General features: G+C 44.7%; 17 protein-coding genes. 7 read left to right on the top strand and 10 right to left on the bottom strand.

Annotated elements, in window-relative coordinates:
• Positions 1 to 10: 10 nt before the first annotated feature.
• From H9629_RS00685 to H9629_RS00650, 8 genes are all read right to left on the bottom strand, one after another.
• Positions 11 to 1,150 carry a glycerate kinase gene (locus tag H9629_RS00685; protein WP_191730353.1) on the bottom strand — a complete coding sequence of 380 codons (1,140 nt, stop codon included), beginning with the start codon at positions 1,148 to 1,150 and terminating at the stop codon, positions 11 to 13.
• 71 nt (positions 1,151 to 1,221) lie between these two features.
• Complete coding sequence (locus tag H9629_RS00680) at positions 1,222 to 1,794, bottom strand: HdeD family acid-resistance protein (RefSeq protein WP_064094854.1); 573 nt, start codon at positions 1,792 to 1,794, stop codon at positions 1,222 to 1,224.
• 131 nt (positions 1,795 to 1,925) lie between these two features.
• On the bottom strand, positions 1,926 to 2,684 hold the full coding sequence (locus tag H9629_RS00675; RefSeq protein ID WP_191730352.1) for a hypothetical protein: 759 nt from the start codon (positions 2,682 to 2,684) through the stop codon (positions 1,926 to 1,928).
• A 5-nt stretch (positions 2,685 to 2,689) separates the two neighbouring features.
• Entirely contained in the window at positions 2,690 to 3,496 is an 807-nt protein-coding gene (locus tag H9629_RS00670) for an NYN domain-containing protein (protein WP_191730351.1), read from the bottom strand.
• 91 nt (positions 3,497 to 3,587) lie between these two features.
• Positions 3,588 to 6,230, bottom strand: a complete 2,643-nt coding sequence (gene topA, locus H9629_RS00665) for a type I DNA topoisomerase (protein WP_191730350.1) — start codon at positions 6,228 to 6,230, stop codon at positions 3,588 to 3,590.
• Between the two features lie 30 nt (positions 6,231 to 6,260).
• Positions 6,261 to 6,710: an ammonium transporter gene (locus tag H9629_RS00660; protein ID WP_144724526.1), complete on the bottom strand. Its 450-nt coding sequence runs from the start codon at positions 6,708 to 6,710 to the stop codon at positions 6,261 to 6,263.
• 70 nt (positions 6,711 to 6,780) lie between these two features.
• A complete protein-coding gene (locus H9629_RS00655; RefSeq protein ID WP_064102232.1) occupies positions 6,781 to 7,785 on the bottom strand; it encodes a hypothetical protein in 1,005 nt (334 codons plus the stop codon).
• Between the two features lie 380 nt (positions 7,786 to 8,165).
• Positions 8,166 to 8,411: a SlyX family protein gene (locus H9629_RS00650; RefSeq protein ID WP_064094860.1), complete on the bottom strand. Its 246-nt coding sequence runs from the start codon at positions 8,409 to 8,411 to the stop codon at positions 8,166 to 8,168.
• Between the two features lie 34 nt (positions 8,412 to 8,445).
• Here H9629_RS00650 and H9629_RS00645 point away from each other — a divergent pair, with 34 nt between their 5' ends.
• Entirely contained in the window at positions 8,446 to 10,350 is a 1,905-nt protein-coding gene (locus tag H9629_RS00645) for an ATP-binding cassette domain-containing protein (protein ID WP_144724523.1), read from the top strand.
• Between the two features lie 107 nt (positions 10,351 to 10,457).
• Positions 10,458 to 11,393, top strand: coding sequence for an LpxL/LpxP family acyltransferase (locus H9629_RS00640; RefSeq protein ID WP_144724522.1), 936 nt, complete (start codon positions 10,458 to 10,460; stop codon positions 11,391 to 11,393).
• 489 nt (positions 11,394 to 11,882) lie between these two features.
• Here H9629_RS00640 and H9629_RS00635 read toward each other — a convergent pair whose 3' ends face one another.
• Entirely contained in the window at positions 11,883 to 13,013 is a 1,131-nt protein-coding gene (locus tag H9629_RS00635; RefSeq protein ID WP_064094863.1) for an endonuclease/exonuclease/phosphatase family protein, read from the bottom strand.
• 188 nt (positions 13,014 to 13,201) lie between these two features.
• Between H9629_RS00635 and asd the strand changes: the two genes are divergently transcribed.
• From asd to truA, 5 genes are all read left to right on the top strand, one after another.
• The gene (asd, locus tag H9629_RS00630; protein ID WP_064094864.1) at positions 13,202 to 14,320 is read left to right on the top strand and encodes an aspartate-semialdehyde dehydrogenase; all 1,119 of its coding nucleotides are present in this window, start codon (positions 13,202 to 13,204) and stop codon (positions 14,318 to 14,320) included.
• A gap of 138 nt (positions 14,321 to 14,458) precedes the next feature.
• Positions 14,459 to 15,970, top strand: a complete 1,512-nt coding sequence (locus tag H9629_RS00625; protein WP_191730349.1) for a FimV/HubP-related protein — start codon at positions 14,459 to 14,461, stop codon at positions 15,968 to 15,970.
• 66 nt (positions 15,971 to 16,036) lie between these two features.
• Positions 16,037 to 17,422, top strand: coding sequence for a fimbrial protein FimV (locus H9629_RS00620; protein ID WP_191730348.1), 1,386 nt, complete (start codon positions 16,037 to 16,039; stop codon positions 17,420 to 17,422).
• Positions 17,423 to 17,469: 47 nt separating this feature from the next.
• The gene (locus H9629_RS00615; protein ID WP_191730347.1) at positions 17,470 to 18,438 is read left to right on the top strand and encodes an asparaginase domain-containing protein; all 969 of its coding nucleotides are present in this window, start codon (positions 17,470 to 17,472) and stop codon (positions 18,436 to 18,438) included.
• Positions 18,439 to 18,453: 15 nt separating this feature from the next.
• On the top strand, positions 18,454 to 19,251 hold the full coding sequence (truA, locus tag H9629_RS00610; RefSeq protein WP_191730346.1) for a tRNA pseudouridine(38-40) synthase TruA: 798 nt from the start codon (positions 18,454 to 18,456) through the stop codon (positions 19,249 to 19,251).
• A gap of 49 nt (positions 19,252 to 19,300) precedes the next feature.
• Here truA and H9629_RS00605 read toward each other — a convergent pair whose 3' ends face one another.
• A complete protein-coding gene (locus H9629_RS00605; protein ID WP_064094868.1) occupies positions 19,301 to 20,308 on the bottom strand; it encodes an AraC family transcriptional regulator in 1,008 nt (335 codons plus the stop codon).
• Between the last annotated feature and the right edge of the window lie 205 nt (positions 20,309 to 20,513).

The raw sequence follows: 20,513 nt of genomic DNA, 5'->3' as shown, positions 1-20,513 counted from the left end.
TGAAATACTTTCACTCTATCAAAAGATTTTTGACTATCTCAGCGACAGCTTTCTCCAAGTTCATTTCTGCATTTTTTAAGGCTTCTTCTAAAGGACAATCTGGTGGATTAATACCAATAATCTGGCTAAATCCTGACTCAAACAGATTCTCAATTCCTTCACCGACTAGACCCGCAAAAGCAATTACCGGTTTATTAAATTGCCTGGCGAGCTGTGCCACCCCAAAAGGGGTTTTGCCCAAAGATGTTTGACTATCAATTTTACCTTCACCGGTCAGGACATAATCTGCCTGAGCAATTTTCTCGCTCAGTTGAACCTGATCAATCATCAGTTCCACCCCGGAACGAATAGAGGCAGCGGTGAATACCATTAAACCAAAACCCAGTCCACCGGCTGCACCCGTACCTGCAACATGACGATGATCAGGGCCAATCTGCCCAGCGGCTACATCGGCAAAATGACCGAGGTTTTGATCCAGCTGCTTGACCATTTCCGGCGTTGCACCTTTCTGCGGTCCAAAGATTATTGATGCACCATGTGGTCCACACAGTTGATTATTGACATCTGATGCAATGATTATTTCAGTATCTGCTAAACGTGGATCCAGTCCAGATAAATCCATTGATTTGACCAGATCTAAGTTTCCACCACAGACCTGAATTGACTCACCTACATAATTTAAAAACCGCACACCCAGTGCCTGAGCCATCCCTGCACCCGCATCATTGGTAATACTGCCACCCAGTCCAATGATGATTTTTTTCACTCCCCGCTCCAATGCCTGTTTAATCATCTCTCCTGTGCCATAGGTTGACGTGAGCATCGGATTACGCTGTGAAGGTGGTAATAAATGAATGCCATTGGCCTTGGCCATTTCAATCACGGCGGTTTGACCTGCATCCATTAACCCCCAATAGGTATGGATACGTTGTTCAGACAGTGGCCCGGTCACTTCGCATGGGATTTGCTGGCCCCTTAGGCTTGAAATTAGCGCATCGACAGTTCCTTCACCACCATCAGCCATCGGTACCTGTATGATCCAGGCATCCGGAATGACTTTCTGGATACCCCGCTGCATGGCCTGACAGGCCTGTTGAGCACTCATACTTTCTTTAAAGGCATCTGGTGCAAGAACAAAGATTTTTGACATAGAGACGATCACTCTTTTTGGTATCTCTACAGTATCAAAAAGAGTGTATATAACGCTCTTAAAACAAAGGATTAAACCTTAGATGAACTTTTCGGAACCTCACGGCGAATATAGGAAGCAAGCATCAGGTAGTTAATACCCTGAAATAAAATATCAACGGCTAGAAACAAGCCCAACACCCAGAACGGAGCATCTGGTGTTCGCAAGATCATGATTCCGGCCAGAAGGGTAAGTATGCCGGAAAACAGGATCCAGCCCCATCCCGCCGTTGGCCGGAATACAAAGGCATTTATCAAGCGGATGACTCCTGCAATAATCAGGATAATGGCCAAAACATTGGTTAGAACGATCGCGGTTTGCACGGGCGTGGTAAAAGCAAAATATCCGGCAATTAAATACAGCAGGCCAAATAAGGCCCAGAACCAGCGCATACCGCCCTCAAAAATCTTGAAGGATGCGATAATATGTAAGACCCCACCGACCATCATCAGTACGCCGAAAATAAATACTGCAGATAAGGTTGCCACAGGTAAGGTCGCCATTAAGATCAAACCAAAAATAACCAGCAAGATACCAAAGGCCAGATACCATTTCCGGTTTCGATGTAAGGAATCGAATACAAGGTCATTACCTACTGTTTTCATTTTTATTCTTCTTGATGCTGTTCGTTTAATTTATCTTAAGTGATTTAATTGACCATACTGTATAAAAAATGCAGCTTTCATGTCATGACTTCAAGCTGGCAACAGCTATGGGGTCAGTGACAAGGAGGTTGTTATTCTTTCCACCCAAGTTCAATGGCTGTGATTGCATTAATTAATGTCTGCTCTAAAGCATCTGGCATTTTGCTGGTCGTTTGAGAAGTGGGAATATGACCTGCCATCAGCTCTGCTTTGGCTTGCGGAAACAAAGGTTGCTGATCTGGAAATGCATAACCCACCGGGTAAAGCGGCTGTCCTGTCGCTAAATCATATTTGTCCGAGGCCCCAAAAGCATGCAGCAACTCATGTACCAAGACAATTTTATTCTGTTCAGCCTGTTTTTTGGAGGCAAATAAATTGACTGATCCAATCCGGCCTTTTTGCAAGGCAGTTGAATGCTTTAATTGCTTGGTTTGTGCAGAATCATAATAATTTAAATATAAAGTCACACTAGGTGAACCGTCAGCACTTTCATGCTGTTTCCAGGCATAAAAACGGAATTTCAAACTCCATAAAACGGTATCGATGAGTGAGGCCTGCTCAGGGACTTTCGGCGGTAAAGCGTTAAGTTCACGGCCTAAATTAAAATAAAAATAAGTTGGCTGACCACGATATTGCTGTGCTGCTTTTTCCAGATATTCCCTGGCCCCATTCAGATCTTGACCCGACAGTTGCTGGATATATTGCTGTGTGGTCGGTAATCCATCGGCATTAATCGGATGTAGCAACACCATAACCGGTTTGGACCAGTTCTGATTTTGGTCCCGATAGGCATTGACTGCAACAATCAACAAGATGATTAATAAAATCAGAATCCGAATCTTTTTCCACATGGCAATTACACGCTCTGTTTTTTTATTTTTCTTAAATACATCTGGCTCATTTCAATCTTGGTTTCAAAAAGATTTAGAGTTTTAATTAAACCTGATAATTTGGCACGACCATAATTACGAGAGTCAAAATCAGGTTTTACTGCACTGATATACTGTCCGACCATACTTAAATTCGCCCAACCATTTTCATCCGCATTATCTTTTACAGCTTTATAAATCAGATTCAGCGTAGCTCGGTCCATCCCTTCAGGAAGATTTGAATTTTCCTTAGTTGGAGTCACCATCTTATGGTCTAAAGATTTGTCAGAGCTTATTCCTTTCTTCGGGGAAGTATTAGCGAGTTCATCCTCTTCCTGCTGCTTGATGTCAATGTCTGCAATTAAGTTTTCCACATAAATAAACTTATCACATGCTTTTTTAAAGGCTTCTGGAGTCGTTTTCTTTCCAAAACCATATACACTTAAGCCATTTTCACGGATTCTTGATGCTAAAGGGGTGAAATCACTATCACTGGAGACGATACAGAAACCATCCAAAGCACCTGCATATAACAAGTCCATGGCATCAATAATCAGGATCATATCCGTGGCATCTTTACCCTTGGTATAGGCGAATTGTTGTACCGGAGTAATAGCAAGTGGAAGTAGCACATCTCGCCATTTCTTTAAAGTTTCGCTGCTCCAGTCCCCATACACACGTTTGACACTGGCAATGCCATATTTCGCGACTTCTTCCAATACCGATGAAATGGCATTGATGGAAGAATTATCGGCATCAATTAATACAGCAAACTTTTTGGTCTGAATATCCACATTTACCCCAAAATATTATTTTTAATTTTTTCTATAAATGATTCTGACATAAAAAATGCCGACTTTCGTCAGCATTTTTCAATCTTGAAGTTTAGGCTTCCACCCATTTTCCGTCCTGATAAACCAGAGACCATTTGGTCTGCTTGCCTTCAGCATTTTCTGAACCAATATATTGTGACTGGTTCTTACGGCTAAATTTCACCAGCGTTGGATTCCCTTCAGGATCAACATCCGGTGCCTGCAAGATAAACTGGTATTTCGGATCGAGCTGGTCGGCCACGGTACGCAATTCTGCCACTTTCGGTGCCCGGGTTTCACGGACTTTCGGAAACTTGCTTGCTGCCAGGAATAAACCGGCTGCACCATCACGCAGCACAAAGAAATCGTCATGCTTGGTAGAACGCAGATGTTCCATCTTGATCGGATCAACGCGTGGTGGCGCAGGCTGACCATTTTTCAGAACTTTACGGGTATTCTCACAGCTGGTGCAGGCAAAGTATGGACCAAAACGACCCGTCTTCAGCTGCATTTCACCATCACATTTATCACATGGAATGCTCGGACCATCATAGCCCTTGATCTTGAACTCGCCTTCTTCCAGCTCATAACCATCACAATCCGGGTTGTTTCCGCAGATATGCAGTTTACGACCGCCATCAATCACATAGCTGTCCATTGCAGTGCCACAGACTGGACAACGTTTTTTTGACATCAGGTCTGCAGTTTCTGCCGCATCATCATCTGACAAAGCTGCCAGAGATTCAACCGGAGTCAGGTTTAGCGTGCCTTTACAACGTTCTTTGGGTGGCAGGTTATAACCCGAACAACCCAGGAATACACCCGTTGTTCCGGTACGGATCTGCATCGGACGGTCACATTCCTTACAATGTACCGCATCGACTTCCACAGGCTGATTGCGGCGCATGCCGTTTTCACCCTGTGCCGTAGTCAAACGCTGCTTGAAGTCGCCGTAGAAGCTGTCTAACAGCTCTTTCCAGTTACGTTCACCATCTGCGACTTTATCGAGCTGACCTTCAAGGTCTGCGGTAAAGTCATAGTTCATCAGGTTGTTAAAGCTTTCATCCAGACGATCCGTCACGATCTCGCCCATCTTCTCGGCATAGAGACGACGATTGTCCAGTTTCACATAACCGCGATCCTGAATGGTCGAGATAATCGCAGCATAGGTCGATGGACGGCCAATGCCTTTCTTCTCGAGTTCTTTCACCAGTGAGGCTTCGGTAAAACGTGCCGGTGGCTTGGTAAAATGCTGAGAAGGATCGAGCTTTTCAAGCTTTAATACTTCACCCACTTTCACAGCAGGCAACAGCACATCATCATCCGACTTGTTCTGACCACGTACTTTAGTGAAACCGTCAAACACCAAGGTACGACCTTTGGCTTTGAGTTCTACCCCATTAGCATCCACTAAAATCGTTGATGATAAATATTCTGCAGGTGTCATCTGGCAGGCCACAAACTGACGCCAGATCAGGTCATACAGACGCTGCGCATCACGTTCTACACCGGCAAGACTATCGCCTTTGAGTGCGACATTCGATGGACGAATGGCTTCATGCGCTTCTTGCGCACCGGCTTTATTGCCATAACGGTTCGGCTTGGCAGGTAAATATTTTTCACCAAACTCGGCTTCGATATGACCACGTACCATATTGACTGCATCGTCACTCAAGAAGGTGGAGTCGGTACGCATATAGGTAATAAAACCGGCTTCATACAAACGCTGCGCCAGCATCATGGTTTTCTTCACCGAGAAGCCCAAGCGAGTGCTGGCGGCCTGTTGCAAGGTTGAAGTGATATACGGTGCGCTTGGATTGACCTTGGTCGGTTTATCTTCACGACTGATGACTTTGTATTCGGCATCTTTGATCAGGTTTAAAAGCGCATCAGTTTCATCTTTGTTGCGCAGTTTGAGCGTCTTGCCATTTTGCTTGACTGCTTCAAGACGAATCTCATCTTTTTTCGTCTTGGTATCAGCAAATACCTGCCAGTATTCTTCAGGAATAAAGGCACGAATTTCACGTTCACGCTCTACCACCAGTTTCACAGCAACCGACTGTACCCGGCCTGCCGATAAGCCGCGGGCAATTTTTTCCCACAGCAATGGCGAAATCATAAAGCCCACCACGCGGTCGAGGAAGCGGCGTGCCTGCTGCGCATTGACTTTGTTGGTATCCAGACGTGCAGGATGCTTGAAGGCATCCTGAATGGCATTTTTGGTGATTTCGTTAAACACTACACGCTGATAACGCGAATCATCACCACCGATGACTTCTTTTAAATGCCAGGCAATCGCTTCCCCTTCCCTGTCCATATCCGTTGCCAGATAGACTTCATCGACTTGCGATGCCAGTTTCTTCAGTTCGGCAACCACATGTTCTTTGCCAGGGAGGACTTCGTATTTGGCTTTCCAGTCATGTTCCGGATCAACCCCCATGCGGTTAATCAGGGCCAGTTGTGATTTTTCAGCTTTTTCTGCATCTGTCAGTTTGGTACGTGTCGCCGGCTTTTTCTCTGTCGATTTTACAGAACCGCCTGTCGGCAAGTCACGTACATGACCCACCGATGATTTTACGATGTAGTTCGGACCAAGGTACTTATTGATTGTTTTCGCTTTTGCAGGCGACTCCACAATCACTAGGGCACGCTTACTTCCAGCGTCGGGAGACTTCGCTGTGCTGCTTTTTGATGTGGACCGAGGAGCGTTCGCCATAATTAACCGTTAATCCTGTTTATTTCTAAATTAAAGTTCAGCCAAAGCATGTAACAGTGCCTTGATGTCATCAAGTTGTGTTGCTCTAAGGTCAGATTCTTCATCCCAATACATGCCGACACAGTTGGCCTGCATATCAATAGCATAAATGCCTTTTAATGCAATGGGAAAATCTTTAAATTTCTCATCACCCTGCACAATTTCGAGTTTATTATCGACAACACGGGCGCGCATCAGGGGCAAACGGGCTTCCGGCATCAACACACTGTAGTACGCAACCATACTGGCACGGCTTTCAGTCGCCTTCGGGATTTTGGTCCAGTCTGGTGCCACTACCAAACGTGGATGCAGACCCATTTTACGGGCTTTGTCACGCATCAGTCCCAAGGCTTTTTCTCGCGGACTCACGCGCAATCCGAAAATCGACCCTATAACGAAAATGATGATGACCACCGTCACCCAGATTCCAGTGTTTTCCATAGTTCAACCTTTATGTTCTATTATTAGAGTTGCATAAGCAGAATATAAAACGCAAGTTTGCACGATGAAATTAATTCAGGAACATTTCATGACTATATAAAATTTCATGACCATTCCAGTAAATATAACCTTTCTCGATCAGCTCCTTAAGCAGCAAGCGGATATCCGATTTGGGAAATAACTGTTCCAGTAAATCACGTAATTCATAAATGTCTTTGGGTTTATCACCCTGCAATTCACGCAGTTTACGCGCCACTTCGAGTTGTACCGGATCAATCCGGCCAAAGTTCTTGAACAGGTCCTGCTGGGCCGACTGGATCGGTGACTTGAGCGATTCAGATTCAACAGGAGCCTCATCAACTTTTAGCTGGGAGATGACCTGATCCAGTTTTGGATTTTCAACCGGACTTTGTTCATCTAAATCGAGTTGCAGCCATTGCTTCAGGACTTTTTTCCGGAAGCTGATTTGCTCGTCATAACGTTTGACAATTTTCAGGTTAATCAACATGCCGACCACATGCTGGGCTTTTAGCGGCATCACTTGCAGAATATTCGCCACTGAATTTTTCAGGCTTTCCACCGTATGGGGCTTGCCGCTCATTTTGCCTAAAGCATCACAGTATTTTTTTACCAGCTGCAAGGCAGGCTTGTTCTTGATGGCTTCCACACTAGGAAGGTAGTTTTTGGCATGATCTGCTGCAATAGTGACTTCATCAGGCTGGATCTGAATCAGGTGACACGGAATATCAGAAGCCTGTAGCATCTGCTGCAACATCTCGCTGCTGTCCATCGCCGAAATCAGCTCAACCTCGGTTTCCGGCTCTAATAGCGCCATGAGCTGTCCGACGATCACGGCATACTCATATTCTTTCTGAGGTGAATCAGGCGTGTCCAGTACTACAACCTGACCACTACTCACCCAGCCAGCCAGCTCGGTTAAATCCTCTAAGGAGAATTCAAATTTTCCGGCACAGCTAAACAGGTATAAAGTCGAATAATGCGCCACAATCTCACGCATTAGCTTGGCGGTGGGGAAATTATTTTCGAGATCGAGTAGAACAACTTTTGGGTGCATGGGACGCAATTCCGGAATGTACCTGAGAGCCATTATTAGAGTAGGAAGTGAGTGAAAGGTCAAATAATTTTATGGATAATCTGCCGATGGCACTGCTATAGACCTGTTTTGACAGAATCTCCCCCAAGATAGGAAATGCCGGCAAGAAAGCTTTTTTTACCAACGGGAATACGGGGGTGGCTAACAGGAAAATTTCTTTTACGTCTGATGATTACACTGCACTTTATTAATTTTATATACTCATGCAAAACGACTTAAAGTCTGAGTCAAAAAAATATTCCTCTGTTCTGAGACTTATAGATTGGTCTATCTTTATTTTTGATTAAAAAACCCTTAGATCAGCTAAGGGTCATTCTTGTAATTAAATCATTGCTTGCAAATTAATAATGCGGTGGCCGATCTGCAACTGGATCAAATTCTGCAATACCTTTAGACAGATCGGAGGACTCAACACGTTGATATAACAGCTGCATTTGCTGTTTCAGGTCAGCAATTTCCAGAGTCTGTTTGGCCACCTGATCATTCAACTGTTCAACTAAATCGTCTAAAAATGCAATTCGCACTTGCAAATCTTCAATGGGTGCGGAAAATGACGCCTGATCATTTAGATTTTGTTGTTTAGTCATTTAAAGTCCTCACTGGGGGATTTCAGGAAACATTATGGCCTATATTACCCTTAGGGATGTCCAACTTGCGTTTGGTGGACCTGCCCTGCTCAACGGCGCGAATTTTAACTTGGAACGCGGCGAACGAGTGTGTTTGATTGGCCGTAATGGTGAGGGTAAGTCTACCTTACTTAAGCTGATTGAAGGAAGCTTGCTGCCGGATAGCGGTGAAGTTTCCTTACAAAATGGCATTACCATTTCCATGCTGGCACAAGATGTGCCGATGGATTCAGGTAAAGTGGCCGATATCGTGGCAGACGGTGCCGGTGAAGCTGCTGAAGTGTTGCGTGCCTATCATGAAGCCAGTGAAGCCTGTGTGCTAGGTGACATGGACGCCTGTGAGCGTATGGGGAACCTGCAACACAAAATGGATCAGCTGGATGGCTGGGCGCTGGAAACCAAGGTCAATTCGATTTTAAGTAAAATGGGACTGGACCCGGAGGCAGATCTTGCCGATTTGTCCGGTGGTCGTAAACGTCGTGTCCTGCTGGCACGTGCTTTACTTACCCAACCCGATGTCCTGTTACTGGATGAACCGACGAACCACCTGGATGTAGAAAGTATCGAATGGCTGGAAAAATTTCTGCTCGATCAGAATAATTTAACCTTACTATTTATTTCGCATGACCGTGCCTTTGTCGATAGCATTGCCACCCGTATTGTAGAGCTGGATCGTGGTCAACTGCGTAGTTATGAAGGTAACTATTCACGTTATCTAGACCTGAAAGCGCAGCAAATGGAAGCTGAAGAAAAACAAAATGCGCTCTTCGATAAAAAGCTGGCTGAAGAAGAAGTCTGGATCCGTCAGGGCATCAAAGCCCGTCGTACCCGTAATGAAGGCCGTGTCCGTGCCCTGAAAGCATTGCGTGAAGAATCTAAGGCACGTCGTTCACAGCAAGGTAAAGTGACGATGGCAACTCAGGATGCCAACCGCTCAGGCAAACTGGTGTTTGAAATCGAGAACCTGAGTGTGAAATTCGGTGACAATGCACCGATCATCAATAATTTCTCCGCACTTGTACTCCGTGGCGATCGTATCGGTCTGGTCGGCGATAACGGTGTGGGTAAAACTACACTCATTAAAGCCATTCTGGGTGAGATAGAACACGGTGGCACGGTGAAGACCGGTACGCAGCTTGAAGTGGCCTATTTTGACCAGTTACGTAATGCGCTGGATCTGGAAAAATCAGTGAAAGATAACGTGTCAGAAGGTTCTGACCATGTGGATGTGAATGGTAACCGCCGTCATATCTATAGTTATTTACAAGATTTCCTGTTTTCGCCAGAACGTGCCCGTACACCAGTCAAAGCTTTGTCGGGTGGTGAGCGTAACCGTATCCTGTTGGCGAAACTGTTACTTAAACCATCAAATCTGATTGTGATGGATGAGCCAACCAATGACCTGGATATGGTAACGTTAGAGTTACTTGAAGAAATGCTCAGTGGCTATACAGGCACCTTACTGTTGATCTCGCATGACCGGGCCTTCATGGACAATGTGGTGACATCTACTTGGGTCTTTGATGGTAAGGGCAATATTGACGAATATGTTGGCGGTTATCAGGATTATCTGGAACAGCGTCCGGACCAAACTGTAGTTGACCAAAAAAGTGCCGTGAAAAAAGCCATGGCCAAAGCAGAAGCCGAGACTGCGCCGGTCGCTGCCAAAAAAGTTAAGCTTAGCTACAAGGACCAGCGTGCACTTGAGCAACTTCCGGCTGAAATAGAAGCACTAGAAAAAGAGCAGACCGAGATCAATGCTCAACTGGCTGATGGTGCTTTATTCGTAACCGATTCTGATAAAGCCTTGAAACTTTCTAACCGTTTGTCAGAAATTGATGAGCTGTTACTGGAAAAATTAGAGCGCTGGGAAGAGCTGGACAATATGAATAACGGCTAAATATTCTCCCAGTCTTTATTAAAGCATCTGTATTCGGACAGATGCTTTTTTATTTCAAGAATCTTCTCTGTTAGACTGCTGCTAATCTTTTAGCCCTATGTTGTTCTATGAGTACCCAGCCTGCATATCAACCCGGTGAATTTCAATGGTCATTCCTGTTACCTCAATACTGGGGTAACTGGCTAGGCATTATTTTCCTGATGATTCTGGCAATCTTACCCTGGGCCATTCAGCACCGTCTGGCTGCCTGGCTAGGCAAGCTTTCCTTTAAATACCTTAAATCGCGTCGTGAAACCACACTTCGCAATCTGCAAGTCTGTTTTCCGAAATGGTCTGCAGAGCAGGTACAGGACAATGCACGTCAGGTGTTTATTGACCAAATGCTGGGTTTGTTTGAGACCTTAAATGCCTGGTATAGCCCGAAATGGTTTCAGGGTCGTGTCAGTATCGAAGGCCTAGAACATATTCAGCAGGCACAAGATAAAGGCCAAGGCATGCTGCTCTTAGGTACGCATTCCACCTTGCTGGATGCTGGCGGTTATCTTTGTGCACAGTATTTTGAACCAGATGTGGTTTATCGTCCGCAGAACAATCCTCTTTTGGACATGCTGATTTATCGTTGTCGTGCCACAATTTATGCTCATCAGATTGATCATGACGATATGCGTGGGCTGGTACGCAACCTGAAAAATGGCCATGCCATCTGGTACAGTCCGGATCAGGATTATGGGTTAAAACAAGGGGTGATGGCACCCTTTTTTGGCGTCCCGGCCGCAACTGTAACCGCACATCGTCGTTTACTGAAAATGACTAAAGCGGCTGCCATTCCTTTATATTTTTATCGTCATGGCGATATCAAAAATCCGCGCTACCATGTGCTCATTGAACCAGCACTGGAAAATTTCCCTGGTGAAAATGAAGTCGAGGATGCCACTCGCGTGAACCGGGTGATCGAGCAGCAGTTACGCATCGCACCGACCCAGTATATGTGGTTCCACCGCCGCTTTAAGACCCGCCCTGAAGGCTATAAATCAATTTACTGATTTGGTTTAATTCCGGGGTTTTAAACCATAACTTAAAATCCTGGATCACTTTACAGTTTTCAGTGACAGGCCACTGATTCAGAAAGTAGCGCTGAAATATGCTGCTTCATTGACTGCGTTTTCATGAGTAATTAGGGATTAATACCCATTACTCTCAAAATACGGCATTAAATTAAATAAATTATTCTTATCATCAAGAATATATTATAAAAATAGGCACTTAAAATAACTTAACCCGAGCTCTACATCCTGTAAAACTCGGGTTAATGAGGTTGTGCTTCCACATATTATAATTAGTTCTGTTTATTTGTGATTTCCCTTTCATCATCATGTCCATGATGTTTTCATTCAGCTTCGTCTTCCTTATGAGAATATCCTTTCTCGACTCCTTGTGCTGATAAACCTAGAATACCCAGATTCCACAGCTTTTCCCATTCGCAAGAAGCGCAAACTCCTGTAAGCAATATCGTACACTTTTCTTCTAAAAACCTAAGAAATTTTACCGCCTTCTTTATAAGCCATCGCAATTTCATCAGTCACTGTTTTTTCCTCTTTATCTGCTTTCTGAATCCCCTCTTTGATAGCTTCTTGGGCTTCTTCTTCATCATCTTCGGTCTGCTCTAATTCTTCCTGAATATGCTCGAACACCCGACCAGTTTGTAAAATCAGAAACACCGGAAAATGATCAGAGCCTACATGGGGGAGACGCTCCATATGTACTAGGGCAAAATCGGTACTATGAAAAACATGATCGAGCGACCAGCGGAAAAAAGGATAATCGGCATGAAAAGTATTTACATAATGACGTCCCACCCGGGGGTCCAATAGTCCGCTGATGCGTTGAAACAGCCGTGTGGTACGTGACCAAGCCACATCATTCAGATCACCCATGACGATACAGCTTTCATCCATATCTTTAATCTGATCACCCACAATCAACAATTCAGCATCACGCAAGGTGGAATCTTTGGCCTCGGTCGGGCTCGGTGGTTTTGGATGCAGACAGTAAAGTCGTACCGGCTGTCCCGAGCGTAAGATCACAGTGGTATGAATTGAAGGAATCTCATCACTTAAAATAAACTTGACTTGAGTATTGCTGAGTTTGAGCTTGCTATACAGGTGCATGCCATACAAGTTATCCAAAGGTACGGCTACACGATAAGTATAATCTGCTTCAATCACTGACAGTTCATTTTGCCAGGTTTGATCCGTTTCCAGCGTTAAGACCAAGTCTGGCTGATGGGTCTGGATCTGTTCAATCAGCAGATGATATTGGTTATTGGTGGTCAGTACATTTGAAACAATCAGGGAGATTTGTCGCTGCGGATCCAGCTGATCCTGCTTGACCTGTTTGACCTGGTTTTTCCAGACAAAGGTATAGGGCAATACCATTTTGAGCTGATAGGCCAAGGCAGCAATCAGACCAATAAAAAGTAGCTGGTTAAACCACGTCCAGGGATGCTCAAGCACTAAAAACAGCACAAAGGTGATAAAGCCCACAACCAGAATTTGTAACCTTGGGAAATCCGCACCTCGAATCCACCATTGGTCACTCGGGATCAGTGACCAGAAACTTAACCAAATGACAATGATTGCCATAATTTGGATAACCCATATCATAAGTGCGCTCTTTAATAAGTTGTTATTTTTTCTAAAAGAAAAGTGACGTTATCAATTTTGTATGTATCATAAAGTAGATATTTTTCTCAAGAATATTGATGTTTTGATTGTGTAGCACTTGCAGTCACCTCCCTTTTTGATACACTCGAATCCCTTTTGATTTTTTTAACGCACCGAGGCAAAGTGACATGAAAGTAGGTCTGGTCGGTTGGCGCGGGATGGTTGGTTCCGTCCTTATGCAACGTATGGTTGAAGAGAATGATTTTGCTCATTTTGAGCCCTTCTATTTCTCTACCAGTAATGCGGGTGGTGAAGCACCGGCATTTGGCGGTAAGACTGCCCCAGCACTTATGGATGCGACAGACATCAATAGTCTGATGCAAATGGATGTCATTATTACCTGCCAAGGTGGCGACTATACCTCTGAAGTTTTCCCGAAACTGAAAGCGGAAGGCTGGAACGGTTACTGGATTGATGCAGCATCCACCTTACGCATGGATGATGAAGCGATTATCGTACTTGATCCGGTCAACATGAACGTGATCAAAGATGGTCTGGTCAAAGGCACCAAAACTTTTGTCGGTGGTAACTGTACGGTTTCCCTGATGTTGATGGGCTTGGGCGGTCTGTTCCAGAACAATCTGGTGGAATGGGCAACTTCTATGACTTATCAGGCAGCTTCCGGTGCTGGTGCGCAAAACATGCGTGAGCTGATCAATGGTATGGGTTATTTATATAACAATACCAAAGAGTTGCTAGATGATCCACGTTCTCCAATTCTGGATATCGACTCCAGAATTGCTGAATTACAACGTGGTGAAGGTTTCCCGTCTGCAAACTTCGGCGTACCTTTGGCAGGTTCATTGATTCCTTATATCGACAAGCAGCTGGAAAGCGGCCAGTCGAAAGAAGAGTGGAAAGGCCAGGTTGAAACCAACAAGATTCTGGGCAACCAGCAGATCGTACCGATTGATGGTCACTGTGTGCGTATTGGTGCCATGCGTTGTCACTCTCAGGCATTGACGTTGAAACTGAAAAAAGATGTACCTTTGGATGAGATCGAAGACATCATTGCAGGTGCCAATGACTGGTCTAAAGTGATTCCAAATACTCGCGAAGCATCCATGACAGATCTGACTCCTGTTGCTGTAACAGGTACTTTAAGCGTTCCAGTCGGCCGTCTGCGCAAGCTGAATATGGGTAAAGAATATCTGGGTGCGTTCACTGTAGGTGACCAGTTACTTTGGGGTGCGGCTGAACCATTACGCCGTATGCTGCGTATTCTGATTGACTATAAGAACGCTTAAGTTTCCGTCAGGAAATAAAGCCCTAAGCCGATCTTTATTGATCGGCTTTTTTGTGTAACTATTAAGTAAGTATTTTACAAAAAACAAACATCCCGTTAATCTATAATTTTCGCTATGCGATAATGACTGAGCTCACAGATGACTGTATATAACAAATTAAAGCTTGCCATTTTAGCCATTGTTGCTTCACAAAATATTCATGCGATAAATGTAGATCCAGTACAAATCCAGTCTGCACCTGGGGAATTACTTTATGCAGAAATGACCTTTCGGCAGTCTGATATCAATTTACCCATTGAGGTCAGTCTGGCTTCGCCTGAAGATTTAATGTCAATTGGTGCATCGCATCAGCCACCGGGTCATCTGAACTTTTTTACCCGGCGCAGCAATAATGGCACAGGTGTCATTACCATTACCTCTTCACGACCAATGACGGATCGGGAACTTAATATTATTGTCAAAATCAAGGAAGGTAATGCTGCACGCCTGCAACATGTGCGTACCATTTTAAGACCTAAAACCGATTTGTTACAGGCAAGCCTAAAACAGAATGAACGTCCGCTTGCGCCAGTTGTAGTCGTCAGTGAAAAAGATATTGCGCTGAACTTACCCGTAAGCAGCCATTACAATATTGCAGCCTCCACATCCCTAAACAAGCAACCGGTTTTAGAAAAGCCGCTGGCATTACAATCGACAACACCCCCTGCCTTATCGAACACTTCGATTCCTAAAACTGCATCGTCTGCGTCAACTGTCACGACAGCAATTCATGCTCAGACGGTCGCTCCCGTGCTTAAAAACGAATCTGTCACGGTATCCCAGACCCAAGCTTCAGATGCCGTACCAAAGCCCGCTACTGCAGCATCAACTCCAAGCAAATCAGCCAGTATGTTGCCAGAAAATCAAACCACGTCAGGGCAAAATAAAGAAGCTGTACAGAAAGCTGCAGAATCCGGTTCTGATCACCAGACAGCCTCCAGTGATCCTTTGGTGAAGAAGTTTGCTGAGGAGCAAGCCAGAAAAGCTGCTGCTTCTGCCCATCCGGTGAAAACTCCACCTCCCGCAACTGCCAAAGCTAAACCAGTCCAAGCAACTTCAAACCAGGTTAAACCGACTTATGTGGTTCAATCTAATGAGTCATTGTGGGGGATTGCTTCAAGAATTGCCGAACAGCAGCAGCGTCCGGTCAATGAAGTCATGCAGCAAATTAAAAAAGACAATGAGCATGCCTTTATTGGTGGAAATGCCAATCGTCTACGTAAGGGTGCAGCACTCAACTTAAACTCGGCCCATACCACACCTGCACCCATTAAAGTCTCTGCAGCATCTCAGACAGAGCGACCTTCCACGCCCGCTGCCAAAACAAAATACCGTTTGAATCAGGCAGAAATGAGTCTGGTGGCTGAGAACCAGCACAATTCTGGACATCTTTCTGCAAACCAGAACACAGAACGCAATCAAACTTCAAAGGAATTGTCATTAAAAGTTATGACAGCCCGAGAAAAAACCGTTAAATTACAGAGAAACGTAACTGAATTAGAATTGGCACTCAATCAGAAGGATCACAGAATTCAGTTATTAAATGCGCGTCTGGCCCAGCTACAACAACAGCTCAAAGCCCAACAAGCAGATAAAAAGCCAATTAATTAAAAAGTTACACATGACGATTTATTGGGATAGGCGAACTTAAACTACTCTATCCCCAAGGGGTAAAACATGCTGATTTATGTGATTCCATTAGTGATATTGATCATCGTATTAATTGTCTTTAAAAAACGACAAGATGCTCAAGAATCAGATAAAGCAAAAACTAAAACGGTAAAAGCGAAAAAACCTGGCTCTGCTTCAAAAGCTGCCCCACAAAGAACCAAAGTGGTAGAGCCAGTCGGGGTCACAAAAAAATCAGCAACGCCATTATCGGCAGAAACTCGTAAAAAAATTGAAGGCCTGATTCAGGAACGTAATTTTTTTGCAGCCGAAGCACAGATTAACCAGGCACTGAATCGGGATAATTCCCAGCATGAACTCTATCTGTTGTTATTGGATATTCATATCTTACAGCAAGATGATTTTGCAATTACTCAACTGATTAATCATATTCGTGCTCTGAAAATCGATGAAATTCTCTCTCAGGCTGAAGAAAAAAGAAGCGCCTATGAAAGAGAAAAATCAGTTAAACCAGATCCAGTTTCTAAGTCTGTTGTTCCCGCATCGAATACAAGTGATTTTGATGAATTGAGTCTTACATCACTTCCTGTGGATAAAAAAGCTGGTTTAGCATTCGAGCAACTACAACAAGAAAGTGCGCCAGTTAAAGAAGAACCAGCACCTCTTGAATTTAATTTTAAGCCGAGTGCTGCGCCTGCCTCAACCACCGCAACAAAGACTGAGCCTGAACAAGACAACAGTTTTGACTTTAATCCAAAGAGCAGCTTTACTCAGAGTGTGCCGACTGAATCAACACCATCAGTGGTTAATGAAGTTCAGTTTGACTTTGAATCTTTTAAAGTAGAGCCAACAACGTCAGAAATTTCTTCTGTAGCTTCTGATCGCCTAGAAACAGATTCTGAAAATAAAACGAATCTTAATCAGATTCCTGATCTTGATCTCAATTTAAGCACTAATAATGAACAGTTACCGGCTAGCGATGAAGAAATTAAGCCTCTAGATTTTTCTTTCTCGCTTGACACGCCAGTACCAGCAGCTGAGAAAACTGCAGTGCCAGCGACTGAGTTTGACCTGTCTAGCTTGACAGCTGCAGCACCTGTGGCAGAACCAGCGTCACAAACCAATCTATCAGGCATGGATTTCAAATTAGATCATTTAGAAACCACGCCAGAAGCGCCTGCTGCGACAGCGATGAGTTTCGATCTTCCTGCTACACCAGCTCAGGCAACGATAGATCAGCATGATCCGCTGGTGCAATCTTTCCCGGAATTACTGGATGTTAATGAAGCAAGTCTTAACCTGGATCTTGCCCAGCAATATATTCAACTCGGTGCCTATACTGCTGCTCGTGAAGTCATTACCGAGCGAGAAGCTGAATATACTCCTGAGCAACAACAACGCGCCGAGCAATTACTGAATCAAATCGCATCTTGATGCATTTAGATTTACACTAAAGCAGTCAATAATTGGCTGCTTTTTTTATGATAAAAAATATTGCATTAATTTATATGGGCGGTACATTCGGCTGCGTGGGAGACCCTCTTGCACCGATGCCTGCTGATTTATTTATTCCAAAGCTCGAACAACTGCTTGCAGAGCAGTATTTTGTCGAATGCCACCATGCACCCGCCATTAAGGACAGTAGTGCCTGTACAGCAGCTGACTGGTTGCAACTGGTACAGTTTATTCAGCAATTGCAATCTCAACAGATCCAGCATTTTGTGATTATTCACGGTACAGATACGCTCAGTTATGCCAGTGCAGTACTGGCACATTTTATTGGAAACTCGGCGCATGTGGTGCTGACCGGTAGCCAATATCCGCTGCTGAATGCTCAAGGCAATGAACAGCGTGAATTTAGTGATGCCCTGGATAATCTTAAATTTGCACTAGATTCCGTCAGCGAATCTAACGCCGGGGTGTATCTGGCATTCCATCATCAGCTGCTACATGCGCAAACTGCACTGAAACAGCATACTACCGAGTTAAATGCCTTTTCAGGTCTTGATGCCAATATCACAATCCAAACCAGTCAAGCGTGTTATCAGATCGAAGCTGAAGATATTGCAAAAGCGGCTAAATTCAACTGCATGAGTATCATGATGCAGCCGATCGATCTGGCTCAGCAGCTGAATAATCTAAATACCTTATTGGCTCGACCACCGCATTTTTTATTTCTGCAAGGTTTTGGCACTGGCAACTTGGCGGTCAATGACGCCATGATTGCACTCATTGATCAACTGTATGAGCTGGGCTGTATCTCTGTCCTGACTACTCAGGTGCCTTTTGGCGCGACAGATCAGCGCTATGCCATTGCAGAATGGGTCAATCACTGCAAAATTCTGCTTAATGAGAGTTATGGCCATGCCGATCTGTATGCAAAAGCCCTGAAAATGTATTTACAATATGACACTGTAGAGCAATGGCATCGTCATTGGTACGATCAATAAGATTTTGAGGTCATTATGCAGCGTTTTGCGGTGGGAATTGAGTTTTGTGGAATGCATTATCGGGGATGGCAGACTCAACAGCCGGGAGTTGCAAGCGTACAGGAAACCATTGAAAAGGTCCTGAGCAAAGTTGCCGATCAACCCATTAGCCTGCATGGTGCCGGCCGTACGGATGCGGGTGTACATGCCACCAATATGGTGGCGCATTTTGATACCGATGCTGTGCGTTCTGAACGTGGCTGGCTGATGGGCTGCAATAGCCAGCTACCTAAAGATATCTCGATCCAGTGGATCAAGGAAATGGAGCAGAGTTTCCATGCCCGATTTAAGGCGCAGGCGCGCCGTTATCGTTATGTGGTCTATAATCATCCTGTCCGTCCTGCCTTGCTGCATAAACAGGTCACCCATGTCTATGCACCGCTCGATGTCGAACAGATGATACGGGCCGCAAAAAAGTTTGAAGGCACACATAATTTTGAAAGCTTCCGCGCTGCCGCCTGTCAGTCCAATCAGCCAGTCCGCCATGTCAGTCATTGCCGTCTGATCCGGCATGGTCAATATCTGGTGCTCGACATTCAAGCCGATGGTTTCCTGCACCATATGGTACGAAACATTATGGGCTGTTTACTGGAAATTGGTCAGGGGATGTATGCTGCCGAGCATATTGATACTATTTTCGCGGCAGAAGACCGTAAAGCTGCTGGCGTGACCGCACCTGCAGATGGTTTATATTTTATTCATGCCGACTATCCGGCGCAGTTTGAATTACCGGAATTACCCTTAGGGCCACATTGGCTGAACATGCCGAATTAAAAGCTTAATTTTTAAATCCCTCCTTTTAGGAGGGACTCAGGGAGGTCGTTTAACGCTGCTTGCGCTTTCTATATTCTACCGGTGTTTCATTGGTCCAGCGCTTAAAAGCCCGGTAGAAGGTACTTGGCTCGGAAAAACCGGTCAGATACACAATTCGTTCAACACTTTCATTGGTATTTGCCAGTAAACGCTTGGCCAAACGACAGCGATAATCCGACAGAATCTGCTGAAAACTGGTACATGCCTCACTCAGTTGCGTTCTCAACCGCCGTGGCGTGATATTTAGTTGTGCAGCTACAGTTTCCAGCGTGGTGTCCCCACTTTCCAAAGTAGAGCCAATCGCACGGCGCACTTCACCAACCAGGTCATATCGTGCCAGTTCCTGCAGCTTTTCAATGGCCAGTTGCTCATGCAGCTGTAATAGCTCAGGTTCAGCCTGCCATAACGGATATTCCAGAATACTTGGGTCAAAATACAGACGGGTTTCTTTCTGGCCCAGACTCACGGGACACTCGTAAACCCGGAAGTATTCCTCATCAGGAGCTCCTTTGGAAAAATTGAAATCAATATAAATCGGTTCAAAACGCCCTTCAGTAATAAACTTAAAAAACCGGAGTACACCTGACATGGCGCATTCAGTAAAATGACGATTCACCAGACTTTCAGCAAAAGGCTGTTCACCATTGGTTAAATAGCAGCGATCATCTTCGATCACTAACTTGGCAGCAAATGCATCACTGATCAGTCGCTGATAGGCCAAAGCACGTTTCAGTCCTTCACCAAAGTTTTCAGATGAAACAAACAGGTGTTCAATGACCTGACCACGATAAAGTGGCAAGTGCTCACCCAGATGCAATCCAATGTCCGGGTCCTTGCTAACTTCCTCTGCGGCTACCCAGAAGGCATACTGGGCGCTTAGCGGCGTACGGTCATTGGCCTCGACCTGATTTAAAGCAACTCCTGCTTTGGTCAAAAGTTCTTCTGTTGGCAACCCTGCACGACGAATCGCCTGATAGCCCAAACGTAATACGACTGATGCATCCGTTAGCTGACTCACTCAAAAGCCTTCCTTGTATGTACTTCATTTATACTTAAAAAGATTAATTTTAGATTAACTGTGATTGACCAAACTGACAACAGAAACTGGTGTCTTTTTAGTTAAAAAATTATCGTGACAGTTCGCTTATTTTACTGGCAGATGATCAGTCTAACGCCCGTTTCATCTTGTTTTTTACAAAAAAATTGACTATAATTTGCGCCTT

This window comes from Acinetobacter pecorum (assembly GCF_014837015.1).
In the GTDB taxonomy this organism is placed as follows: Bacteria; Pseudomonadota; Gammaproteobacteria; order Pseudomonadales; family Moraxellaceae; genus Acinetobacter; species Acinetobacter pecorum.
This window is presented reverse-complemented; position numbering and strand designations above follow the sequence as displayed.